This is a genomic window from Anabaenopsis arnoldii (assembly GCF_028331025.1).
GTDB classification, from domain to species: Bacteria; Cyanobacteriota; Cyanobacteriia; order Cyanobacteriales; family Nostocaceae; genus Anabaenopsis; species Anabaenopsis arnoldii.
Genome location: NZ_JAQMUH010000094.1, coordinates 1 through 21,491 on the forward strand (window position 1 = coordinate 1; position 21,491 = coordinate 21,491).

Here is a 21,491-nt window from a genome sequence, read left to right on the forward strand (position 1 = left end):
CATTAATCCCACTATGATGATAGTGGCTAATATAGCTAATAATATTTTTACCCTATGGGGATTAGGTGCGGGAGTGGTTACAGGTTGGCTCTGGGGTGGAGTTGTCTTGACCGAAGTAGCAGAAAATGCCCCAACTTGCCACAGTTTGATTGTGTTGTCATCACTCCCACTAGCCAGGGTTTGACCATCTGGGCTGAATCCTACAGACCTAACCCAGTTAGAATGACCAGTGAGGGTGTGTAGCTCTCTACCTGTCCTCACATCCCACAGTTTGATAGTCTTGTCCCAACTTCCACTAGCTAGGGTTTGACCATCTGGGCTGAATGCTACGGACCTAACCCAGTTAGAATGACCGGTGAGGGTGCGGCGGAGGTTACCTGTCCTCACATCCCACAGTTTGATAGTCTTGTCCCCACTCCCACTAGCTAGGGTTTGACCATCTGGGCTGAATCCTACAGACACAACCGAGCTAGAATGACCGGTGAGGGTTGTGGGTGAAAAGTTACTACTGGGTGAGGTTGTAACTTTTACTGGGGATGTTTGAGTCGTTGCACTGGTTACAGGTTGGCGCTGGGGTGCATAATTAGGAGGGGACGGCTGGACTCTTACACTCCCTGGAAAAATCTCAACCCTAATTTTACTAACGCGATCGCACCAATAGCAGCTACCATAACTTTGGCTATAGTAGTGACTGTCAATCTGGTTACAGGGTATTAAACTTTCACTAGCAACTTTTAACGCCTGCAACCATTCCTGTGCACTGGGGCGTAAATCAGGATTTTTATACCCATCATTAAAGCATCTAAGAAAACAACTTTTTACCTGTGGATGGAGAATTTCTAGGGGTATGGTTCTATCTACGGGTTCCAGTAACTGATGGTGAGAATATAGCCATATACCCCGACGGATATATTCACCCGGTTCTGGCGGTTCCCCTGCACCTTTCCACTTCCCCGCATACAGATTTTGACCACTGAATAATAATTGATATATAATCATCCCCAAGCGAAATCGGTCATGGATTTCCGTTTGCTCAATGGTTGCAAAGTCCTGACCAATTAACTCCGGTGGTGTGTACTCAGGGGTTCCCACCAAGCAACGGTAAACTTTACCAGTTTGAGGATGACGCACCTGAAAAGAATCTGTATCAATAATTGAAGGTAAAGCCCGATCATTAACTAAAATATTTTGCGGCTTAATATCACCTAATACATAGCCTTTATGGTGTAACACCTTGATAATTGAGGCAATATTCCGGGCTGTATAATGGAGAAACCGCCAATCAGCCGGTAGTTTACATATTCTGTTGCGACGTGTGGGGTTGTACACATCATAAATTTCTTTTCCCCCCCGAATTTCCCCCATTAAGAACCCCACCAAATCACCCTGAGCATTTTTGAGGACTGACTGAGGCCAAGCGAAAGAAATATGACTGATGTGGCGATTTGGATCAGGGGGTGGATAGTCGATCATCACCGCTAACTTTTGCATTCGTTCCGGTGTGGACTGGTGATAAATTTTAGCTAAATAACCACTGTGATGATCAGTCCGCCAAACTTTAGCTTCACCACTATTAGCCAGTTCAGTCAGGAGATTAATTGATTTACCGGTACTAGCACAAATTAGGCGGGTCATAAAAACTCATAATTTACTGGTAATTTACTGTTAATTTTGTAGGCATTTTGTTTGACCCTCTTACTGGGTTAAAGTCCACTGTCCATATTTCTCCTCTGGTAATTTCCGCCACTACCTTTCTACTCCATCAGCGAGAGTTTGTTCCCATGTTTGCCTTTCAGAAATTTCCTCTTGCCATAAATCCTCATTTTTCCTCAAGGCGGCGAAGGCTTCATTTGCCTGAACTAGGAAAACATATCTGCGATAATTTTCAATGGCTTTGTCTAATACTGTTTGAAGCGTCTCTCCAGAGGAGTCAACCAGTGCCAAGAGACTTTTGTGAGCAGCGTCACTAATGCTAACTTTTAATTCAGGCATACTTTTCTGTACTAGGTTGTGTTAAAGCTATTATAACTATCAAATCACAAGTATCTATTAGAGGTTGTTTGATCACTTTTCAGCCATAATTTTCATCACATCTTCACCCCATTTATCACCCCATTTAATTGATTAAATCCAGTTCCCTCCCCTTACAAGGGGAGGGTTAGGGTGGGGTCAAGCAATAGTTAATACACTAATCATGACTTGACAAACAACCTTTAACAACTGATCAAACTACCTCCGATGATTGCCAAATAGACAACAGCACAGTTTTATCATCACTAGTGCGCCTATTTAGGGCTTCCGATTGGAGAAAGTTAACTAAATACTCATCTTCCTGATTTGGGTCTGTGGTGCTTTGTAAGTATGTTTCCAATGGTTGAAAAAAACGTGGAAAAGGTTGGCAATCTTTCAAGGTAATTGCCACATTTTCCAGCCCATCTGTAGCAGCTGCAATAAACTCTGGGGATGGTATTACCTTGACTTGCATTTCTTCTAGTGCATGACTACAGGTAACAAAAGTGGTTTCATTGACAAATTCACCTTTATGGGGGTTAAACAACAGTTGATAATCTGGGGAATTTTGAGGACGCACCACCATTAACCCATCCCCAATTTGCATAGCCACCAACCATTTAGGAGTAGCGATAAAAATCAAAAGTGTACAAGCTAAATCTTTGATATCACAATTATTTTGCTTTGCTGTTTTCCCTAATTGTGCAATTACTTCCTGCACAATTTTGCTAAACATTTGTTTGCTTTCTTCTTCCGGCGATGGGGGGGATAATTTTTTCTGCTCAGATTTGTGAAAAATTCTGGCAAACAAATCAATGACGGTATTTACCGCTAATTTAGAACCCACATGAGAATATTTAGCACTCCCCGACCCATCAGCTACCACACCTACAATGACATCCCCAAAAAGGCGATAATCCCCATAATCTTGACAAGGTATGTTTTCTTGTCTGTGACTAGTTCCCACCTCAGACCGAGAAATTGCTTTCCAACCCACAATTAACCCTCAAATATTTAACTGTTATTTAACTTTCATTCAACTGTTACAGCAGTTTCTACCTAGATAAAATACAGATATTAAGTGTAAAAATATTGTGGGGTGGGCATCTTGCCCGCCTGTACCTTACTCAGATGAAATCTGCTGTATTTAACTGTTATTTAACTTTGAATTTGACCCCATCCCACAGCAGGTAATGCAACAGTTTCACCCACTTCGCTCTGAGAAATTCGTTTCATAGAGGCAGAAAGCCACACAAACAAGGAACCAAAATCTAAACCATTCAATTTCAACGGGGGACGCTCTGGGGTAATTTGTTTCAAGGTCTCAAAATCAGCACCTTCTACACCAACGGCAAAAAAGGATAATTTACGATTAACCTCAGCATCCTTTAACCTGTGTGCTGCATAGGTCCAATCATCTGTGGGCGCTCCGTCTGTAATTAAAAATACCCAAGGGCGATAGTAGGAAATAGCATGGCTTTTATATGCTTGCTTGCGTTGTTCCAACAAATCCAAACCATATTCAATGGCCTCACCCATGGGGGTTAAACCCTCTGCTCTTAACTGGGGGGGTGTAAAACCGGTAATACTCACAAAGTCCTGTGTCAGCCGCACGGGTCCAAAGGTGACAATAGCCACATCTACACTCATTGATGCTTGTCCATCTTTAAGCACATCGGCTTGAAAGGTAGCAAGACCTCTATTTAACTCTTCAATGGGTCTGCCTGACATGGAGCCAGATACATCAAGTAATAGTACCACAGGGCAGCGATTTTCTGGGTTATCAGCAAATTCAGGCATTCCTAAAGCCATTGAGATACTCCTAGTGTAGTGTCTTCCAATACTTAATACTTAATTAAGATTGTATGACAATTTTAGCTTTTAGTGTAGGAGTTAACTTAAATTTTTTTACCAGAACTGTGTAAACTCTGTAAGAGGTTGTTTGATAAGTTTTTCATAGGGAACAGGGAACAGGGAACACACCGAACACACACAAAACAATAAAATCAAATCCCCTCCCCTTACAAGCAGAGGGTTAGGGTGGGGTCAATATTTGATACACTATTCATGATAATGATAACTTTTAAAACATCCTGTAAATATTCTCCCAATAGATTATTTACACTTCCCTCGGTCAGGCGATCGCCTAGCCATGATTTAACCCTGATCATTCAAGTTCAGTAATTCCGTCAGCAGCACAGGAGAGTAAATGAAGATGCATCAAACAGACTCGCCCTTACCTCCGCAAGAAACATTACCAACTATGTATGATTTACCAAGCGAAAATCAGGAGGAGCCGGGTTTGCCAGACGAGTTTCACCTTTTACAATCTGAATTACTGCGCAGCACCTTTCGCCCCCCTAGTTATCCAGAAGATAATATTTTTACAGCCAGCGATTTAAACTTATACTACCACCCCCTACATAGCCAATGGTATAAACGCCCAGACTGGTTTGCAGTCTTGGGGGTATCGCGGTTTCATCACCAAACAGACCTACGGTTAAGTTATGTGACTTGGCAGGAGGGAACTAATCCTTTTGTGGTAATTGAACTCATATCACCAGGTACAGAAGCAGAAGATTTAGGGCGCAGTTTACAAGTGGTCAACCAACCACCTAATAAATGGTCAGTGTATGAGCAAATTTTGAGAGTCCCCTATTACTTTGTCTTCAACCGTTATACTAACGAGTTGCAATGTTTTGGGTTAATGATGAACCGCTATCAACCTCTAGCTATGAATGGGGGAGGGCTATGGTTAGAAGAACCAGAACTGGGTTTAGGATTGTGGGAGGGAGAATACCAGGGGTTAACCAGATTGTGGTTACGTTGGTATGACCGGGATAATAATTGGATACCGACACCCGCAGAACAGGAAAAACAACGGGCTGAATCCGCTGAGTTACGACTGGCTAGGTTGTACCAACTGATACAAACCCAAGGAATTGGTTTACCTGATGATAAATAATTCTCCCAATCAGCTAAACTCAAAAATGCTGCGTTTTTCCTGATTATGTCCGACTCCCAAACTGTCTCCCAAACTGTTAGTACTGCTGTTGCTAAACTCTACGATACTTATCCCTTCCCCCCAGAACCCATATTAGATGAGCCTCCCCCTGGGTATAATTGGCGCTGGAATTGGTCAGCTGCTTACAATTTCTGCACGGGACGTAAACCAGTAAAGCAAAATATCCGCATTTTAGATGCGGGTTGTGGTTCCGGTGTGGGGACAGAATATTTAGTACACCTCAACCCCCAAGCTCAGGTGGTGGGTATTGATTTAAGTGCTGGTACTTTGGAAGTGGCTAAAAAACGCTGTCAAAGTTCCGGCGCTGACCGGGTGGAGTTTCATCACTTGAGCTTGTATGATGTGGCACAGTTACCCGGTGAGTTTGATTTGATTAACTGTGTGGGGGTGTTGCATCATTTACCTGACCCCGTTCGCGGTCTCCAAGCTTTAGCCACAAAACTCGCCCCCGGTGGACTGATGCACATTTTTGTCTATGGGGAGTTGGGACGTTGGGAAATTCAACTCATGCAAAAGGCGATCGCCCTGGTTCAAGGTGAGAAAAAAGGCGATTACCGTGATGGGGTACAAGTGGGGCGACAAATATTCGCCGCTTTACCAGAAAATAACCGAATTGTCAAGCGGGAAAAACAACTCTGGTCATTAGAGAACCACAAGGATGAATGTTTTGCCGATATGTACCTTCATCCCCAGGAGATTGATTACAATATTGATACACTGTTTGAATTAATTGATGCTTGTGGTTTAGAGTTTACCGGTTTTTCTAATCCAGGATTTTGGCAGTTAGATAGACTCCTAGCCAAAGCCCCAGATATTATCCAACGGGTGGAAAGTTTGAGCGATCGCCAAAAATACCGCCTGATAGAATTACTAGACCCAGAAGTTACCCATTATGAATTTTTCCTCAGTCGTCCCCCCCTAGTCAAATCCGACTGGTCAGAGGATAACTCAATCTTACAAGCCACTCCCGAACTTAACCCTTGTCTTGATGGATTCCCAAGTAAATGTATATTTAATTACAACTATCAAGTAATAAACCTGTCAGACCCAGAGTTAGAATTTCTGCAAAACTGTGATGGTAACTTAACCGTGGGGGAAATTTTAGCCACAGTGGAAATCACCTTAAAACAAATCAGGACACTCCTGGAACAACAGGTAATTATATTAACACCACTTTAATTAAAGCAGTAATTTTAGTCCTGTTACAGTACCATGAATGTGAAAAAAAAGCAATAAACATCAACAAGACATAGCGGGACTTCTACCCCCAGTCTGATCATGACAAGAAGTTAATTGTTTTTTTCTAAAGTATTGTTACCTGATCGTGATATGATTCAGCTGACTGAATGTGCAGTCATTACAAGTTAGCTGTACTGGTTTCAAGTCTCGTGAGCTTGTCTGAAGATTCAATTGACCCCACTGCGACAACACAACAAGATGGGAAATCTGGTTTTGAGGACACAGAACCAGCCAACTCTTCCATGGCAGAGTTTTATCGACTCTATCAGGAACTGTTGCTCATCACACTTGCCTTAACGGGGATAATTTTTGTCTCTGTGTGGATTGGCTATTCTCTTAACATTGCCCTGAATTATTTGTTAGGGGCGTGCGCAGGTGTGCTTTACTTGAAAATGTTGTCCAGAGATGTTGAGCGTTTAGGTCGAGAAAAACAGTCCCTGAGTAAAACCCGGCTAGCACTACTAGTCATCCTAATCTTGCTAGCATCGCGGTTAAACCAACTCCAAATACTCCCCATCTTCTTGGGGTTTCTCACCTACAAAGCCACACTCATCATCTACGTCATCAAAACGGCTTTTGTCTCCGACTAGCCAGAGTCACAAAAAACCAAACCGCGTCAGGGACATCCCCACCGCAAAAACAAGCTACTCCTATCCAACAAAGACAGGAGAACCCATTGATATGCAAAGAAAATGCTCAATTTTCTGAACCCCTACACCTTCCCCCTCGCGGAACTGGAAGTAGGAAAACATCTATACTGGCAAATAGGCAACCTCAAGCTGCACGGTCAGGTTTTTCTCACCTCATGGTTTGTGATTGGCGTCCTGGTGCTAGCCTCCCTCGCAGCAAGCAGTAACATCAAAAGAATCCCCAGCGGTATCCAAAACCTCATGGAATACGCCCTCGAATTTATTCGAGACCTAGCGAAAAACCAAATAGGTGAAAAAGAATATCGCCCCTGGGTACCCTTTGTTGGCACCTTGTTCTTATTCATCTTCGTCTCAAATTGGTCAGGAGCCTTAGTTCCATTCAAATTGATTCACTTACCAGAAGGTGAACTAACAGCACCCACCAGCGACATCAACACCACAGTCGCCTTAGCACTGCTCACATCCCTAGCATATTTTTATGCAGGATTCAGCAAAAAAGGCTTGGGGTACTTTGGCAACTACGTACAACCAGTATCGTTCATGTTGCCATTCAAAATTATCGAAGATTTCACCAAACCCCTGTCCCTCAGCTTCCGGTTATTCGGTAACATTTTGGCTGATGAACTGGTGGTTGGTGTGTTGGTACTACTAGTACCCCTATTTGTACCCTTACCAGTAATGGCTTTGGGGCTATTCACTAGCGCCATTCAAGCGCTCATCTTCGCCACCCTAGCGGCCGCCTACATCGGCGAAGCTATGGAAGACCACCACGGCGAAGAACACGAGGGACATTAAAAACCCTCAAACATCAATCTGTCAGTTTGTTGCTTGTAATAACTAACAGACGACAACATCTAGACCCATTCAAACCCATAAAGTAAGGAAAAAAATATCATGGATTCATTAGTTGCTGCCGCTTCCGTCCTAGCTGCTGCTCTCGCTGTTGGTTTAGCTGCAATCGGACCTGGTATTGGTCAAGGTAACGCTGCTGGACAAGCGGTAGAAGGTATAGCCCGTCAGCCAGAAGCAGAAGGCAAAATCCGCGGCACATTACTACTGAGCTTGGCATTCATGGAAGCTCTAACCATCTACGGACTAGTAGTAGCTCTAGTACTATTGTTTGCTAACCCCTTCTCATAATCAGTACTAAATCTTAAGTACTGAGTGCTGAGTACTGAGTCAAAGCCAAGTTAAACACCTTTAACTCACAGCTGAACAACTCAGGACTCAGGACTAATATATTAGAGAGAAAATAGCAACCATGACACACTGGATCTCATTATTAGCAGTAGAAGAACTGGCCAAAGAAGGGGGACTGTTTGACCTAGACGCCACCCTTCCCTTAATGGCAATTCAATTTCTAATTCTAGCCCTACTCCTAAACGCAACACTCTACAAGCCCCTGGGTAACGCCATTGATGGCCGGAATGACTACATCCGCAACAATCAACTAGAAGCACAGGAACGCTTATCTAAAACCGAGAAACTAGCAGAGCAATATGAACAAGCTCTAGCGGGTGCTAGAAAAGAAGCACAGAAAATTATTGCGGATGCTCAAACAGAGGCACAAAAAATTGCAGCCGAGAAAATAGCGGCAGTGCAACGACAAGCCCAAGTAGAGAAAGAACAAGCAGCCAGTCAAATTGAGCAGCAAAAACAAGAAGCCTTCGCTTCATTAGAGCAACAAGTAGACACCCTCAGCCGCCAAATACTAGAAAAGCTCCTAGGAGCAGACCTAGTTAGTCGCAGCTAAGGAAAAATCAACTTGGAATCATTAACTGACATAAAAGACACCCCCGCCCTTAGAAACCGGAAGGCTGAAGGTGTCTAATTAAGGATGTCAGTAATCTTAAACCTTGGCAGCGCCGTTGTGGATGAAAAATCATGGGGACTTTTTTACCGTTGATGGCGGAAGCGATCGCCGTCGGAACTGACCTAACAGAGGCAAGTGAACATAGTGGTTTTAGTCTAAATACTAATATATTTGACACAAACCTAATTAACCTTGCCATTATTATTACAGTGCTGTTAGTTTTCGGACGCAAAGTACTAGGTACAACCCTAAAAACTCGTCGCGACAACATCGAAACAGCAATTAAAAACGCCGAGCAACGCGCCGCTCAAGCAGCGCAGCAACTCAAACAAGCACAGCAGAACCTAGAAGCAGCCCAAGCAGAAGCGCAAAGAATCAAACAAGCCGCTCAAGCCACCGCCCAAGCGGCAGCAGAGGCGATAGAGCTTCAAGCGGCTATAGATATTGAACGCCTACAAGCAGCAGGAGCAGCAGACCTCAACGCAGACCTGAACAAAGCGATCGCCCAGTTACAGCAACGGGTAGTTGCTCAAGCACTGCAAAAAGTTGAATCAGAACTTAAAAGCGGTATAGCTCAAGAGACGCAGACAATCTTGATTGACCGCAGCATTGCCCAACTAGGAGGCGAAGCATGACCAGTAAAATAGCTACAGACGAAATAGCCAGCCCTTATTCCCAAGCTCTTCTATCCCTAGCCCAATCAAAAAACTTCACAGAAGAGATTGGCGCAGATGCACGCAGCTTATTAGCCCTATTCCAGGAAAATCAGGACCTACAGAACTTCATTGCTAACCCCTTTATTAAAGGCGAAAACAAAAAAGTTCTGATTAGACAAATACTTGGCGAAAGTGGTAACCCCTACCTACGTAACTTCCTGTTGTTACTAGTAGACAAACGCCGCATAGCCTTTCTGGAAGCAGTATTAAACCAGTACTTGGTTTTACTGCGACAACTAAATCAAACAGCGCTAGCAGAAGTAATCTCAGCAGTTCCCCTGAGTGAAGCTCAACAGCAAGCAGTAGTAGAAAAAGTTCTCAGCATCACCAACGCCCGCCAAGTGGAGCTACAAACCAAAATAGATAGCGACTTAATTGGTGGTGTAATCATTAAAGTCGGTTCCCAAGTAATTGATGCTAGCCTCCGCGGTCAGTTGCGCCGTCTTTCTTTGCGCTTAACTGGTAATTAGTCACGCATCGTTCACCGTTGACAGTTCACCGTTAACCGCAAAACACAGTCAACAGTCAATCGTCAACCAACCACCAAACAAAACAATATAGACTTATGAGTATTTCAATTAGACCGGACGAAATCAGCAGCATTATTCAGCAGCAAATCGAGCAATACGACCAAGAGGTTAAGGTTGCTAATGTTGGTACAGTTCTTCAAGTAGGTGACGGTATCGCCCGCATCTATGGACTAGAAAAAGCCATGGCTGGGGAACTCCTGGAATTTGAAGATGGTACCGTAGGTATCGCCCAAAACTTAGAAGAAGACAACGTGGGCGCTGTGCTTATGGGTCAAGGGCTGAATATCCAAGAGGGTAGCTCTGTGACCGCCACCGGGAGAATTGCTCAGGTTCCCGTAGGTGAAGCCATGATTGGCCGCGTAGTCAACGCTTTGGGTCTTCCCATCGACGGGAAGGGAGATATTAACACCACCGAAACTCGGTTAATTGAATCCCCAGCCCCCGGTATCATCGCCCGTCGGTCTGTACATGAACCCATGCAAACCGGTATCACCGCTATTGACTCTATGATTCCTGTGGGTCGGGGTCAACGGGAATTAATCATTGGTGACCGTCAAACAGGTAAAACGGCGATCGCCATCGACACCATCATCAACCAAAAATCAGAAGATGTAATTTGTGTCTATGTAGCCATCGGTCAAAAAGCCTCCACTGTAGCTAACGTCGTCCAAACCCTGCAAGAAAAAGGCGCAATGGACTACACCGTAGTCGTCGCCGCCAACGCCAGCGACCCCGCTACCCTGCAATACCTCGCCCCCTACACAGGAGCCACCATAGCCGAGTACTTCATGTACAAAGGTAAAGCCACCTTAGTAGTCTATGATGACCTATCTAAGCAAGCCCAAGCCTATCGCCAAATGTCCCTCCTGCTCCGTCGTCCACCCGGACGGGAAGCATACCCTGGTGATGTATTCTACATCCACTCCCGCCTATTAGAACGCGCAGCTAAACTCAGCGACGAGTTAGGTAAGGGTAGTATGACTGCTCTCCCCATTATTGAAACTCAAGCTGGTGACGTTTCTGCATATATCCCCACCAATGTAATTTCTATTACAGATGGTCAGATATTCTTGTCTTCAGATTTATTCAACGCCGGGATTCGTCCCGCAGTTAACCCCGGTATCTCTGTATCCCGCGTTGGTTCCGCCGCCCAAACCAAAGCCATGAAAAAGGTTGCCGGTAAGGTTAAATTGGAATTAGCCCAGTTTGACGACCTCCAAGCCTTCGCTCAGTTTGCTTCTGACTTAGACAAAGCCACCCAAGACCAACTAGCACGGGGTGCAAGATTACGGGAACTACTCAAACAGCCCCAAAATGCTCCTCTGTCTGTATACGAACAGGTAGCAATTCTATATGCTGGTATTAATGGTTATCTAGATGATATCCCCACAGAGAAAGTAACTAGCTTTACCAAGGGACTCAGAGAATACCTGAAGACAGGTAAACCTGAGTATACTGAAGCAGTCAGCACCAAAAAGGCACTAGGTGACGAGGAAGAAACCGCCCTCAAAGCTGCGCTGCTTGAATATAAGAAGACCTTCCAAGCAACAGCGTAATGGGTTCACTATTGACCTTTTTACTGTGTAAAAAGTCAATAGTTACCCGTCAACCGTCAACCGTCAACCGTCAACCAACATGCCCAATCTCAAAGCAATACGCGATCGCATTCAGTCGGTCAAAAACACTAAAAAAATCACAGAAGCCATGCGACTCGTAGCAGCTGCTAGAGTCCGTCGCGCCCAAGAACAAGTCACCGCCACCCGTCCCTTCGCTGACCGCCTTGCACAGGTGTTGTATGGTTTGCAAACCCGTCTCCGGTTTGAAGACGTAGACCTACCCCTACTCAAAAAACGGGAAGTTAAAACCGTAGGACTATTAGTAATTGCCGGCGATCGCGGTTTATGTGGCGGTTACAATACTAATATTATCCGTCGGGCAGAAAACCGTGCTAAGGAACTGCAAGGGTCAGGTGTAAGTTACAAGTATGTCTTGGTAGGACGTAAAGCCATTCAGTATTTCCAACGGCGCTCACAACCTATTGATGGGACTTACACGGGCTTGGAACAAATTCCTACAGCAGCAGAAGCTACAGAAATTGGTGACCAACTGCTTTCTTTATTTCTTTCCGAAAGTGTTGACAGGATAGAATTAATCTATACCAGGTTTGTCTCTTTGGTTAGCTCCCGTCCTGTGGTTCAAACTTTGTTACCTTTAGACCCTCAAGGTTTGGAAGCGCCAGATGATGAAATTTTCCGCCTCACTACCCGTGGGGGTCAGTTTGAGGTAGAACGGCAAAGGGTAACTAGCCAAGTTCGTCCCCTACCACGGGATATGATTTTTGAGCAAGACCCTGTACAAATTCTGGATTCTTTATTACCCTTGTATCTGAGTAATCAGCTATTGCGCGCTCTGCAAGAGTCCGCAGCTAGTGAGTTAGCCGCCCGGATGACGGCGATGAATAATGCTAGTGACAACGCCGGGGAGTTGATTAAAACTCTTTCCTTGTCCTACAACAAAGCTAGACAAGCGGCTATTACCCAAGAGCTTTTAGAAGTTGTCGGTGGTGCCGAGGCATTAAGTTAACGGGTTTCTAATTGTCGCCGGCAGCAATCTGGCATACTAGTAGAGACGTTCTCGGGAATGTCTCTACATTAATCTTAATTCCCAACTTTCCTGTTTCCTGTTCCCTGTTTCCTGTTTCCTGTTCCCTGTTCCCTGTTCCCTGTTCCCTGTTCCGGTGTTCCCTGTTCCCTGTTCCCTGTTCCGGTGTTCCCTGTTCCGGTGTTCCCTGTTCCGGTGTTCCCTGTTCCCTGTTCCCTTTGTATTATGGCTGAGGCTACCCCCGGCTGTTTGGTTTGTAAACTTGATTTCGAGCTAAGGTATTAGTCAAATGCGTTCACTGTTGACAGTGCACTGTTAACTGAAAAATACAGCCAACCGTCAACTGTCAACCGTCAACCGTCACGCTGATCAGTCCCAACACTATGGAAAATGAAGCGGTAACGCTCTACTGCCCAAATCAAGATTGTCTGGCTCCTAACCCTTTAAATCACAAGTTCTGCCAGCAATGCTCCGCACCCCTCCCGAAACGATATCTGTGGGCTGTGGGGGATGTTCTGAATATGGGTAGCCCTGGAGATGTATTAGGCGATCGCTATTTAGTTATTCAAAATAATATCCTTTTAGATACAAAGCCAGGAATACTACCGCAAATGCCTGACTTAGGGAAGCTCCATGGGAGTTCTCTCGAGCAGATAAAAGTTTATTTGAGACTATTTCCCCATAGATTAAACATACCACAGATATATGGCATACTGCCTGGGTATGGAGCCGCTTCAGATAAGCCAATTTTACTTTTAGAACAGCCGCCTTTATACTCGGTTGATTCCCCACTCCAGGTGCAGCTATATCCCCAGTTAACCACAGCCTGGCATCAGGCTTCCTCTATGCGTCAACTTAACTGGTTATGGCAAATAGCCCATCTGTGGCAACCTTTCCACAGTCAGGGGGTAGCTAGTAGTTTAATAGATGCTGAGGCGATCCGAGTCGCGGGACCTTTAGTCCGCCTGTTGCAGTTGCGGTTTGATGCTCACAAATCCCCAAGTTTACGCCAATTAGGCAAATTTTGGCAACAACTACTGCCCCAATCCCTACCACCTGTGGCTGAATTTATTCGGGAGATTAGTAAATTTTTGATTGAGGGGAGGATTAGTTCCCCAGATGTCTTAATTGCAGTTTTAGATCAAGCTCTGACACAGTTGGGCGCATCACAAACCCTCACCGTCCAGGTGACCACTCTCACTGACACCGGTCCTAAACGTGAACGCAACGAAGACGCTTGCTACCCGAACAGTGGTACGGTGGTGACTATCCCCCCACAGGACTCTGCTTTAGCCATAGTCTGTGACGGCATCGGTGGACACCAAGGGGGGAATATTGCTTCTAACTTAGCCATTGAAAGCATCTCTCAACAGTTACAGGAGGTGACTGATTTAACGGTTCGACTCCGCTCACCGACCACTGAAGATCCTCTCGAACCGTCCCGAATCTTAGCTATTCTGGATGATGCCGTGGCTGTGGCTAATGACAAAATTAGCGATCGCAATGACAGTGAACATCGTCAAGCCCGTCAACGTATGGGTACAACTCTGGTCATGGCTTTACCTGTGGGACATGAAATGTACCTTACTCATGTGGGGGATAGCCGTGCTTACTGGGTGACGCGAGAGGGTTGTTATCAAGTCACTTTAGATGATGATCTAGCTTCCCGCGAGGTGAGGTTGGGGTATGCTGTTTATCGTGAGGCTGTAGGGAACCGTGGGGCTGGTTCTTTGATACAAGCTCTGGGTATGAGTGGTAGTAGCTCATTACATCCTACTTCCCAGCGGTTTATTCTGGATGAAGAGGGGATTTTTTTACTGACTTCAGATGGACTGAGTGATTTTGACCGTGTAGAAGACTATTGGCAAACGGAAATTTTACCAATTTTGACTGGTGAAGATGATATTATTTCAGTAGCGAATAAATTGGTGGAACTTGCTAATACTAAAAATGGACATGATAATGTTACTTTGGCTTTAATACATTATAAAGTACAATGTTCTGATAGTTTGTCTGGCGTAGCCACACCAGATTTAACTTTAAAGGCAGTTATTCCGGATATTTCCTCTGTCTCGGCAGCAAGTTCTGGAACTCAGGAGTTACACCCCACTCTATTAGAGGGTAGCCATAACCAAAAAACTCAAGTAATATCTAAAATTCAGTCCAGTAGGCTTGCTAAATTACCTTTAAACCTACTTGTGCTGTCCTTGTTGCTGGTTTTAGCTGGTTTACTAGGATATTGGATGATGCAATCGAGATACCGATCTAATATTCCTACCCCTGAAACACCGCAAACTCCTAGTAATTCTCAACCTCCTCAAAGCCAGTAACCTCAAAGTGTAAAATTATCTTCCTAATTGGATCTGTGGTATGGTTAGTACCAAAGATTATTTAGGTGATTATTTATAGCCTTTTTCAGGCTCATGAAGTACACACCAATTCCCTATTCCCTATTCCCTGTTCGGTGTGTTCCCTGTTCCCTCCAACTAAAAAAAATTGTACCTCACGAGCATGGGAAATGCTATATTGTTATTTATCGCCAATAAAGCGGGTGGCAAAATTTTGCGATCGCGTTGGTGATAGTACCCGCGCTTTCAAAATCGCCGCCATCAAGAACGCATAAGACAATACCCCCACCACTACCAAAAATAAACCATTGATTGATCCTGTTGCATTCCACAAAGCATGAAGTGCAGATGCGCTTAGATAACCAATAGAGAGAATCTGCCAACTCATCCGGGGTTTGAGAACAGCCAACCCAATAAAATAGCCCAAGTAGCCACTATAAGCCATGTGTCCGGCTACGGAGCCTAAAATTCGCGGAATTAGTAGTTGAAACCCAGCTAATTGCCCAGCCGCCCCTATGCCCACCTGTTGAGCCACATTTTGGGTAATATCTGGTACATATTGTCCTAAAGTTTCCAGTAGGGTAAAACCCACAGCGGAGGCGGTTCCCAGGAGAATGCCATCTAAAGGTTCCCAAATACCAATGCGTTCTCGCCAAGGTGAGGGTAAGTTACGACCTATAAAATACGCGCTGATTAAAGGTAATGCTTTGAGCAATTCTTCCATCAACCCCGCACCGAAGAACATCCTGATCAGCAATTCTGTAAAGGTGATAGACTCTTGAGGAGAAGGTAAGTTACCTGGTAGAATCACCCGAAACACAAAGATAAATAAATCCAACAGGGGACTAAGTAAAATCAAGGTTGTCGTTAATGCAGTCCCCATTAGCACCCACCAAGACTTCTGTTTACCGCAAAGTTGGTAAACAAAATAGTAAGCAGCTGATGCTATGTAAGTGGCGACTATTACCTGATTAATCTGGGGCTGACCGACAGTGGCAAACATCATCACCACAAATATTACTGTCAATATTCCCGGTATTAGATAAGCTTTACGAGTTAAATCTTTACCTGTGGAAATAATCGGAAACAGTTGCGTAAAGCTAACTGAATCAGGTTGTTTTAAATATGTATGGGGGTGGCTTTTTGAAGCCGATGGTAGCGGTTTGACTACGTTGGTCATTACCGTAGGTTGAGAAATTAAGTCATACTCAAAAATAAATTCCGGACCATCAGAACCCAGGGAAATGCGATCGCCAGGGTGCAATTCTTGACACTCAGACAGGCGTTTGCCATTTAAAAAAGTCCCATTAGCACTATTTAAATCACAAATTACCCAGCTAAATTTGTGTTCTGGGGATGAGGAGAGGGGACGAACCACGGCATGACGACGAGATACCATCCGATACATCATGGCATCCAAGACAACTTGGCAGGTTGGGTCGCGTCCAATTACCGCCTCTTTACTGGTGAGCAGCGAATAGCGAGAACCTGCTGCGGGAGCTGCTGCATTACCAGACACTAGCCGCAGAAATGCATTATGTCTTGTGTTTTTGCCTGTCATTTAGTTAGGGTGTCTTTCCAAACAAATTCATAACAACTAATATGGCTTGAGAACTTAATCTCAGCGACGCTTACAGCAGCATTGCTAAATACACTATAGCTTTACTTACAGCTAAGAAACTTTAAAGCTGATTTAAGATTTAAAATTGCTTAACTCACTAGTACCAAGCATTCTAGCTAATCAAATTATTTTCTGTGCTGTATTTGTCAAATATATTATTTAAACTTTATCGATTCTATAGATTAGAAAATTCAATCCCCTCAAATCTTAGTACTATTTAAAACATTTTTTTAATCGGATAATAATTGTTTGAGACTAACATTTTCTAACTTTATAGCATTTCCCATGCTCGTGAGGTACAATTTTTTTTAGTTTGAGGGAATAGGGAATAGAGAATAGGGAATTGGTGTGTACTTCAGCATTAAAAAGGCTATATTCATGGAGTTACAAAGTTTTTTAGTTTGAGGGAACACACCGAACAGGGAACAGGGGAAAAAATGGGTGTGTACTTCAGCATTAAAAAGGCTTTATACCGCCTTTTGCTGAGGAATATTTTTGTTTAGATAAAAGCCCGTGACGAGGATTGAACTCGTGACCTCACCCTTACCAAGGGTGTGCTCTACCACTGAGCCACACGGGCAAAAAAATTGATTTTTGGGTTGAGAGCTATAAAACAGTGAAATTACCAGTCACTGAATAATTATAGCTCACAACTTGAGAAGTGGTGGGCCGGGCTGGATTTGAACCAGCGTAGGCGCTAGCCAACGGATTTACAGTCCGTCTCCATTAACCACTCGGACACCGACCCATTTGTCTCACGATTACTAACATTAGCACCGGCTTCGAGAAATTGCAAGGGGGTAACCAAAAATATTTGACTCATTGCTGAAAATTCTGGTATTCCTAACCTAGCCCTCGTTCGGTATACCGCCCCCATGGTGTCTACCCTAACTTGTTCACCATTTGTCACAATAAAAAGACTGTTACATCAGTTCCAGGAAAATATCGGCCAAAAATTAGCCTCAGTTGTCAGCTGTGGTGACGCTATGCCATAAAAATAATTTGGGACGAGTAGACAATCATGGACGAAAATAAACAGGTAAACAATACAAGCCAGCAATTGGGTGAACCAATAGAGGTATCAATGACGAGTGACTCACCAGCCCCTACCAACCCTAACGTATCTGGCGCAGGGTGGTTTCCTGAGCAAGTGACAACACCAGATAAACTATCGGAAGATACAACCATTTCACCAGAAAATGGTGTTCCTGCCACTGATACAACTGAATTAGAAACCGCTGCTGTAGCGGAATTGACTCAACAAATTGAATCCCTCAAAGTGCAACTAGAAGAACGCGGTACTCAATATATGAGGATTGCCGCAGATTTTGAAAATTACCGCAAACGTACCAGCAAAGAAAAAGAAGATCTGGATTTGCAAGTGAAGCGGAATACTATTTTGGAATTGCTCCCCATAGTTGATAATTTTGAGCGGGCGCGAGCGCACCTCAAGCCACAAACTGATGGTGAGATGACAATTCACAAAAGTTATCAAGGGGTTTATAAACAACTAGTAGAATCTCTCAAACGCCTGGGTGTATCACCAATGCGTCCAGAAGGGGAACAGTTTGACCCCAATGTCCATGAAGCGGTTATGCGGGAAGCAACGGATGAACATCCCGAAGGAACAGTTTTAGAAGAATTAGTACGTGGATACTACTTAGGCGATCGCGTGCTGCGCCATTCAATGGTCAAGGTAGCAGCGCCCAAGGAAGACACATCACCCGTACAACAAGATCAGTCTTCAGCTAAAAGTTAAACTGTAGTTACTGGTGTCGCATTTTAAGTTGGGGTATGACCAGTCATCCCCGGGCTGCATGTCCTTGTGGGTGGAGTGAATCTAAAATACTCATTGCCCTACCTAGGGCGGTAATAAGACCAATGTCAACTACCTACACTCGCCCTTCTGGGGAGTGTAGGCTTCTGGTAGATGGGGGGGTTATCATGGACTAGAGATCCCCAGAGTAGAATGTCAGCAAACAGCGGTGGGGGGTTTTCCGTACCTAATTGTGCGGCTAGCTCCTATAGTTGATCAGCAAAGGTTTACCCTGGGAAGTAGCACAATTGTACAAGAGACAGTTTATTGTCCAACTTTGGCTATTTGTGTGGTTTGCTTTTAATTTACTGCATCTTTTTATGAAAGGTAAAAGGTAAAATCGATAATATATTAATATGAATATTAATAAAAATTAACTTTTTATTTCTGCCTAGTTTCCGGCAAGCCGCCCTTCAAAGAACACTAAGTTATCCAAAGCAGTCACCTGAGGGAGTTTTTGCCCCCAGGACAACAACCGGAGTAAAGATTTTCCTGACTGGCATACTGTTACCAGTAGCGAGTCCTCCAGGATATGACTTACCCTAGGATAGCAAGTGTCTGTGGCGTTGATTGCCTTGTTGCTTTCTTCCTCCTAACTTTTACCTTTGCTATATGGCCCGCGACTATTATGAAATTCTGGGTGTCTCTCGTGACGCCGACAAAGAAGACATCAAACAAGCTTACCGCCGTTTAGCCCGGAAGTATCACCCAGATGTGAACAAAGAACCGGGAGCCGAAGATCGGTTTAAGGAAATTAACCGCGCTTATGAAGTGCTTTCTGAGCCGGAGATTCGAGAACGATATAACCGTTTTGGTGAAGCTGGTATTTCCGGTGGCGCAGGCGCAGGCTTCCAAGACATGGGCGATATGGGCGGCTTTGCCGATATCTTTGAAAGTATTTTCAGTGGCTTCGCTGGTGGCGGTATGGGCGGTCAAACGCAACGGCGGCGCAGCGGACCAGTACGGGGTGACGACTTAAGGTTAGACCTGAAGTTAGAGTTTCGCGAAGCTGTATTTGGTGGGGAAAAAGAAATTCGCATTTCCCATTTAGAGGTCTGTGGTGTCTGTAACGGTTCGGGTGCTAAACCAGGTACTCGCCCTCGTACCTGTTCCACTTGTGGCGGTTCGGGTCAAGTCCGGCGTGTGACTAGAACACCTTTTGGTAGCTTTACTCAAGTCTCAACTTGTCCTACCTGTAACGGTACGGGAACAGTGATTGAAGATAAATGTGATGCTTGTGATGGTAAAGGGACAAATCAAATACCCAAAAAACTAAAAATTACCATTCCCGCAGGGGTAGACAATGGCACCCGTTTACGGATATCCCAAGAAGGGGATGCTGGTCAACGTGGCGGTCCGCCGGGGGATTTGTATGTCTACTTATTTGTGAATGAAGATGAATTATTCCAGCGGGATGGCATTAATATTCTCTCAGAAATTAAAATTAGCTACCTGCAAGCTATTTTAGGCTGCCGTTTGGAAGTAGAAACAGTAGAAGGCCCGGTGGAAATGGTTATCCCCGCCGGTACCCAGGCGAATACAGTCATGAAGCTGGAAAACCGGGGTGTACCTCGTTTGGGCAATCCTGTCAGTCGCGGAGACCACCTGCTGACGATCTTAATTGACATTCCTACCAAGGTGACCCCCGAAGAACGGGAATTACTCGAAAAGCTCGCTAAAATTAAGGGAGACAGGACTGGTAAAGGTGGTCAAGGCTTCTTGGGGAATCTGTTTAAGTAATGAAATCTTCTCACCTTTCAACTCCCGATGCTCAACTTGACCTGCGTGGTACTCCTTGTCCGATTAATTTTGTGCGCACAAAATTATTCTTGGAAAAAATGCCGCCGGGAGGTTTGCTAGAAGTATGGCTAGATTCTGGAGAACCTATTGAGCAAGTCCCTGATAGCTTGACTATGGCAGGTTATCAGGTTGAGCAAATTACAGATTGCATGGGCTATTTTTCTTTGTTGGTAAGCCGTCCCGCTGCTGCTGGCCCATGACAACAGTCAAAACTATGCCAACTAATGGGCAGTTACTCGGTACGGTGCTAGCCGTGCAAGCTAATTTTTATCGCGTGCGGCTGGATGTAGAAGTGGGGGTTCTGGATGATCTAGCACCCCCTATCCTGCTTTGTACCCGCAGAACTCGCTTGAAAAAAATTGGTCAACAGGTAATGGTGGGCGATCGCGTCATTGTTTCTCAGCCAGATTGGTCTGGTGGTAGGGGCGCAGTTTCAGATGTTCTCCCCCGTGAAAGTCAATTAGACCGTCCAGCGATCGCCAATGTTGACCAAATCCTGCTAGCATTTGCGCTCACAGATCCACCTCTGGAGCCTTATCAACTAAGTCGGTTTCTGGTCAAGGCGGAATCTACTGATGTGGATGTGCTGTTATGTCTAAATAAAAGCGATTTAGTCTCGCCACAGGTACAACAGGAAATTAGCGATCGCCTGGAGGGTTGGGGGTATAAACCCCTATTTATCAGCGTCAAAAATGGTATTAATATTGACGAATTAACTAACTATCTGAATCATAAAATTACTGTCATTGCTGGGCCTTCTGGGGTGGGTAAATCCAGCCTGATTAATACCCTCATACCCACTCTTAACCTGCGAGTGGCAGAAGTTTCTGGTAAACTAGCACGTGGTCGCCATACAACGCGCCATACAGAATTATTTGAATTGCCAGGGGGTGGTCTACTCGCAGACACTCCCGGATTTAATCAACCGGATTTGGATTGTAGTCCACAAGAACTAGTATATTACTTCCCAGAAGCTAGAGAGCGGTTAGCAGTGTCTAGCTGTCGATTTAGTGACTGTTTGCATCGAGACGAGCCTGATTGCGTGGTGCAGGGTGACTGGGAAAGGTACGAACATTACTTAGAATTTTTAGAACAAGCGATCGCGCGTCAAACTCAGCTGCAACAACAAGCCGATCCTGAGTCAACACTGAAAATTAAAACCAAAGGTAAAGGTAAGCAGCAATATGAACCAAAGTTAGAGAGTAAAAAATATCGTCGCGTTTCCCGGAAGACACAGTTACAAGCATTAGAACAATTATATCAAGATGCGGAAGACTAACAGACTAAAGGGCGGTTTTTTCTCATTAGCCGTGAGCAAATAT

The 21,491-nt window shown here is 44.6% G+C and carries 21 protein-coding genes and 2 tRNA genes; 15 read left to right on the forward strand and 8 right to left on the reverse strand.

Translation table 11 applies throughout. The features are described 5' to 3' along the window. The 5 genes from PN457_RS08200 to PN457_RS08220 form a co-directional block, all read right to left on the reverse strand. Window positions 1–1,635 (reverse strand): protein kinase domain-containing protein (locus tag PN457_RS08200; protein WP_271732553.1); only part of this gene is annotated, 1,635 nt, incomplete at its 3' end. 111 nt (window positions 1,636–1,746) lie between these two features. Beyond that, the gene (locus PN457_RS08205) at window positions 1,747–1,992 is read right to left on the reverse strand and encodes a hypothetical protein (RefSeq protein WP_200988388.1); all 246 of its coding nucleotides are present in this window, start codon (window positions 1,990–1,992) and stop codon (window positions 1,747–1,749) included. Between the two features lie 232 nt (window positions 1,993–2,224). Then, window positions 2,225–3,007, reverse strand: a complete 783-nt coding sequence (locus PN457_RS08210; RefSeq protein WP_271732555.1) for a PP2C family serine/threonine-protein phosphatase — start codon at window positions 3,005–3,007, stop codon at window positions 2,225–2,227. A gap of 161 nt (window positions 3,008–3,168) precedes the next feature. Further along, window positions 3,169–3,822: a vWA domain-containing protein gene (locus PN457_RS08215; RefSeq protein ID WP_271732556.1), complete on the reverse strand. Its 654-nt coding sequence runs from the start codon at window positions 3,820–3,822 to the stop codon at window positions 3,169–3,171. A gap of 209 nt (window positions 3,823–4,031) precedes the next feature. After that, window positions 4,032–4,181: a hypothetical protein gene (locus PN457_RS08220; protein ID WP_271732557.1), complete on the reverse strand. Its 150-nt coding sequence runs from the start codon at window positions 4,179–4,181 to the stop codon at window positions 4,032–4,034. Between the two features lie 44 nt (window positions 4,182–4,225). Between PN457_RS08220 and PN457_RS08225 the strand changes: the two genes are divergently transcribed. The 11 genes from PN457_RS08225 (at window position 4,226) to PN457_RS08275 (ending at window position 14,914) form a co-directional block, all read left to right on the forward strand. After that, complete coding sequence (locus tag PN457_RS08225) at window positions 4,226–4,975, forward strand: Uma2 family endonuclease (RefSeq protein ID WP_271732558.1); 750 nt, start codon at window positions 4,226–4,228, stop codon at window positions 4,973–4,975. A gap of 45 nt (window positions 4,976–5,020) precedes the next feature. Then, window positions 5,021–6,214, forward strand: a complete 1,194-nt coding sequence (locus tag PN457_RS08230; RefSeq protein ID WP_271732559.1) for a class I SAM-dependent methyltransferase — start codon at window positions 5,021–5,023, stop codon at window positions 6,212–6,214. 209 nt (window positions 6,215–6,423) lie between these two features. Beyond that, a complete protein-coding gene (locus tag PN457_RS08235; RefSeq protein WP_271732561.1) occupies window positions 6,424–6,864 on the forward strand; it encodes an ATP synthase subunit I in 441 nt (146 codons plus the stop codon). Between the two features lie 102 nt (window positions 6,865–6,966). Beyond that, window positions 6,967–7,719, forward strand: a complete 753-nt coding sequence (gene atpB, locus PN457_RS08240; protein ID WP_271732563.1) for a F0F1 ATP synthase subunit A — start codon at window positions 6,967–6,969, stop codon at window positions 7,717–7,719. 99 nt (window positions 7,720–7,818) lie between these two features. Further along, window positions 7,819–8,064, forward strand: a complete 246-nt coding sequence (gene atpE, locus PN457_RS08245) for an ATP synthase F0 subunit C (protein ID WP_271732565.1) — start codon at window positions 7,819–7,821, stop codon at window positions 8,062–8,064. Between the two features lie 121 nt (window positions 8,065–8,185). After that, the gene (locus PN457_RS08250; RefSeq protein WP_271732567.1) at window positions 8,186–8,677 is read left to right on the forward strand and encodes a F0F1 ATP synthase subunit B'; all 492 of its coding nucleotides are present in this window, start codon (window positions 8,186–8,188) and stop codon (window positions 8,675–8,677) included. 131 nt (window positions 8,678–8,808) lie between these two features. Beyond that, the gene (locus tag PN457_RS08255) at window positions 8,809–9,372 is read left to right on the forward strand and encodes a F0F1 ATP synthase subunit B (RefSeq protein ID WP_271732569.1); all 564 of its coding nucleotides are present in this window, start codon (window positions 8,809–8,811) and stop codon (window positions 9,370–9,372) included. Further along, a complete protein-coding gene (gene atpH / locus PN457_RS08260) occupies window positions 9,369–9,923 on the forward strand; it encodes an ATP synthase F1 subunit delta (protein WP_271732571.1) in 555 nt (184 codons plus the stop codon). Before PN457_RS08255 ends, atpH begins: the two co-directional genes overlap by 4 nt. A gap of 95 nt (window positions 9,924–10,018) precedes the next feature. Continuing rightward, window positions 10,019–11,539 (forward strand): F0F1 ATP synthase subunit alpha, encoded by a 1,521-nt coding sequence (gene atpA / locus PN457_RS08265; protein ID WP_271732573.1) that lies wholly within the window; start codon window positions 10,019–10,021, stop codon window positions 11,537–11,539. Window positions 11,540–11,618: 79 nt separating this feature from the next. Then, window positions 11,619–12,566: a F0F1 ATP synthase subunit gamma gene (locus PN457_RS08270; RefSeq protein ID WP_271732574.1), complete on the forward strand. Its 948-nt coding sequence runs from the start codon at window positions 11,619–11,621 to the stop codon at window positions 12,564–12,566. A gap of 401 nt (window positions 12,567–12,967) precedes the next feature. Next, window positions 12,968–14,914: a protein phosphatase 2C domain-containing protein gene (locus PN457_RS08275; RefSeq protein ID WP_271732576.1), complete on the forward strand. Its 1,947-nt coding sequence runs from the start codon at window positions 12,968–12,970 to the stop codon at window positions 14,912–14,914. Window positions 14,915–15,113: 199 nt separating this feature from the next. Here the strand turns inward: PN457_RS08275 and PN457_RS08280 are convergent, their stop codons facing one another. The 3 genes from PN457_RS08280 to PN457_RS08290 form a co-directional block, all read right to left on the reverse strand. After that, window positions 15,114–16,493 carry a PrsW family glutamic-type intramembrane protease gene (locus PN457_RS08280; protein WP_271732577.1) on the reverse strand — a complete coding sequence of 460 codons (1,380 nt, stop codon included), beginning with the start codon at window positions 16,491–16,493 and terminating at the stop codon, window positions 15,114–15,116. Between the two features lie 568 nt (window positions 16,494–17,061). Continuing rightward, window positions 17,062–17,133, reverse strand: a tRNA-Thr gene (locus PN457_RS08285). A gap of 82 nt (window positions 17,134–17,215) precedes the next feature. Continuing rightward, window positions 17,216–17,301 (reverse strand) — tRNA-Tyr (locus PN457_RS08290). 270 nt (window positions 17,302–17,571) lie between these two features. Here PN457_RS08290 and grpE point away from each other — a divergent pair. From grpE to rsgA, 4 genes are all read left to right on the forward strand, one after another. After that, window positions 17,572–18,312 (forward strand): nucleotide exchange factor GrpE, encoded by a 741-nt coding sequence (gene grpE, locus PN457_RS08295; protein ID WP_271732616.1) that lies wholly within the window; start codon window positions 17,572–17,574, stop codon window positions 18,310–18,312. Between the two features lie 669 nt (window positions 18,313–18,981). After that, window positions 18,982–20,109 (forward strand): molecular chaperone DnaJ, encoded by a 1,128-nt coding sequence (gene dnaJ / locus PN457_RS08300; RefSeq protein WP_271732579.1) that lies wholly within the window; start codon window positions 18,982–18,984, stop codon window positions 20,107–20,109. Continuing rightward, entirely contained in the window at window positions 20,109–20,369 is a 261-nt protein-coding gene (locus PN457_RS08305; RefSeq protein WP_271732580.1) for a sulfurtransferase TusA family protein, read from the forward strand. Before dnaJ ends, PN457_RS08305 begins: the two co-directional genes overlap by 1 nt. Beyond that, window positions 20,366–21,448 carry a small ribosomal subunit biogenesis GTPase RsgA gene (rsgA, locus tag PN457_RS08310; RefSeq protein WP_271732582.1) on the forward strand — a complete coding sequence of 361 codons (1,083 nt, stop codon included), beginning with the start codon at window positions 20,366–20,368 and terminating at the stop codon, window positions 21,446–21,448. The genes PN457_RS08305 and rsgA overlap by 4 nt, the downstream gene beginning before the upstream one ends. Window positions 21,449–21,491: the final 43 nt, after the last annotated feature.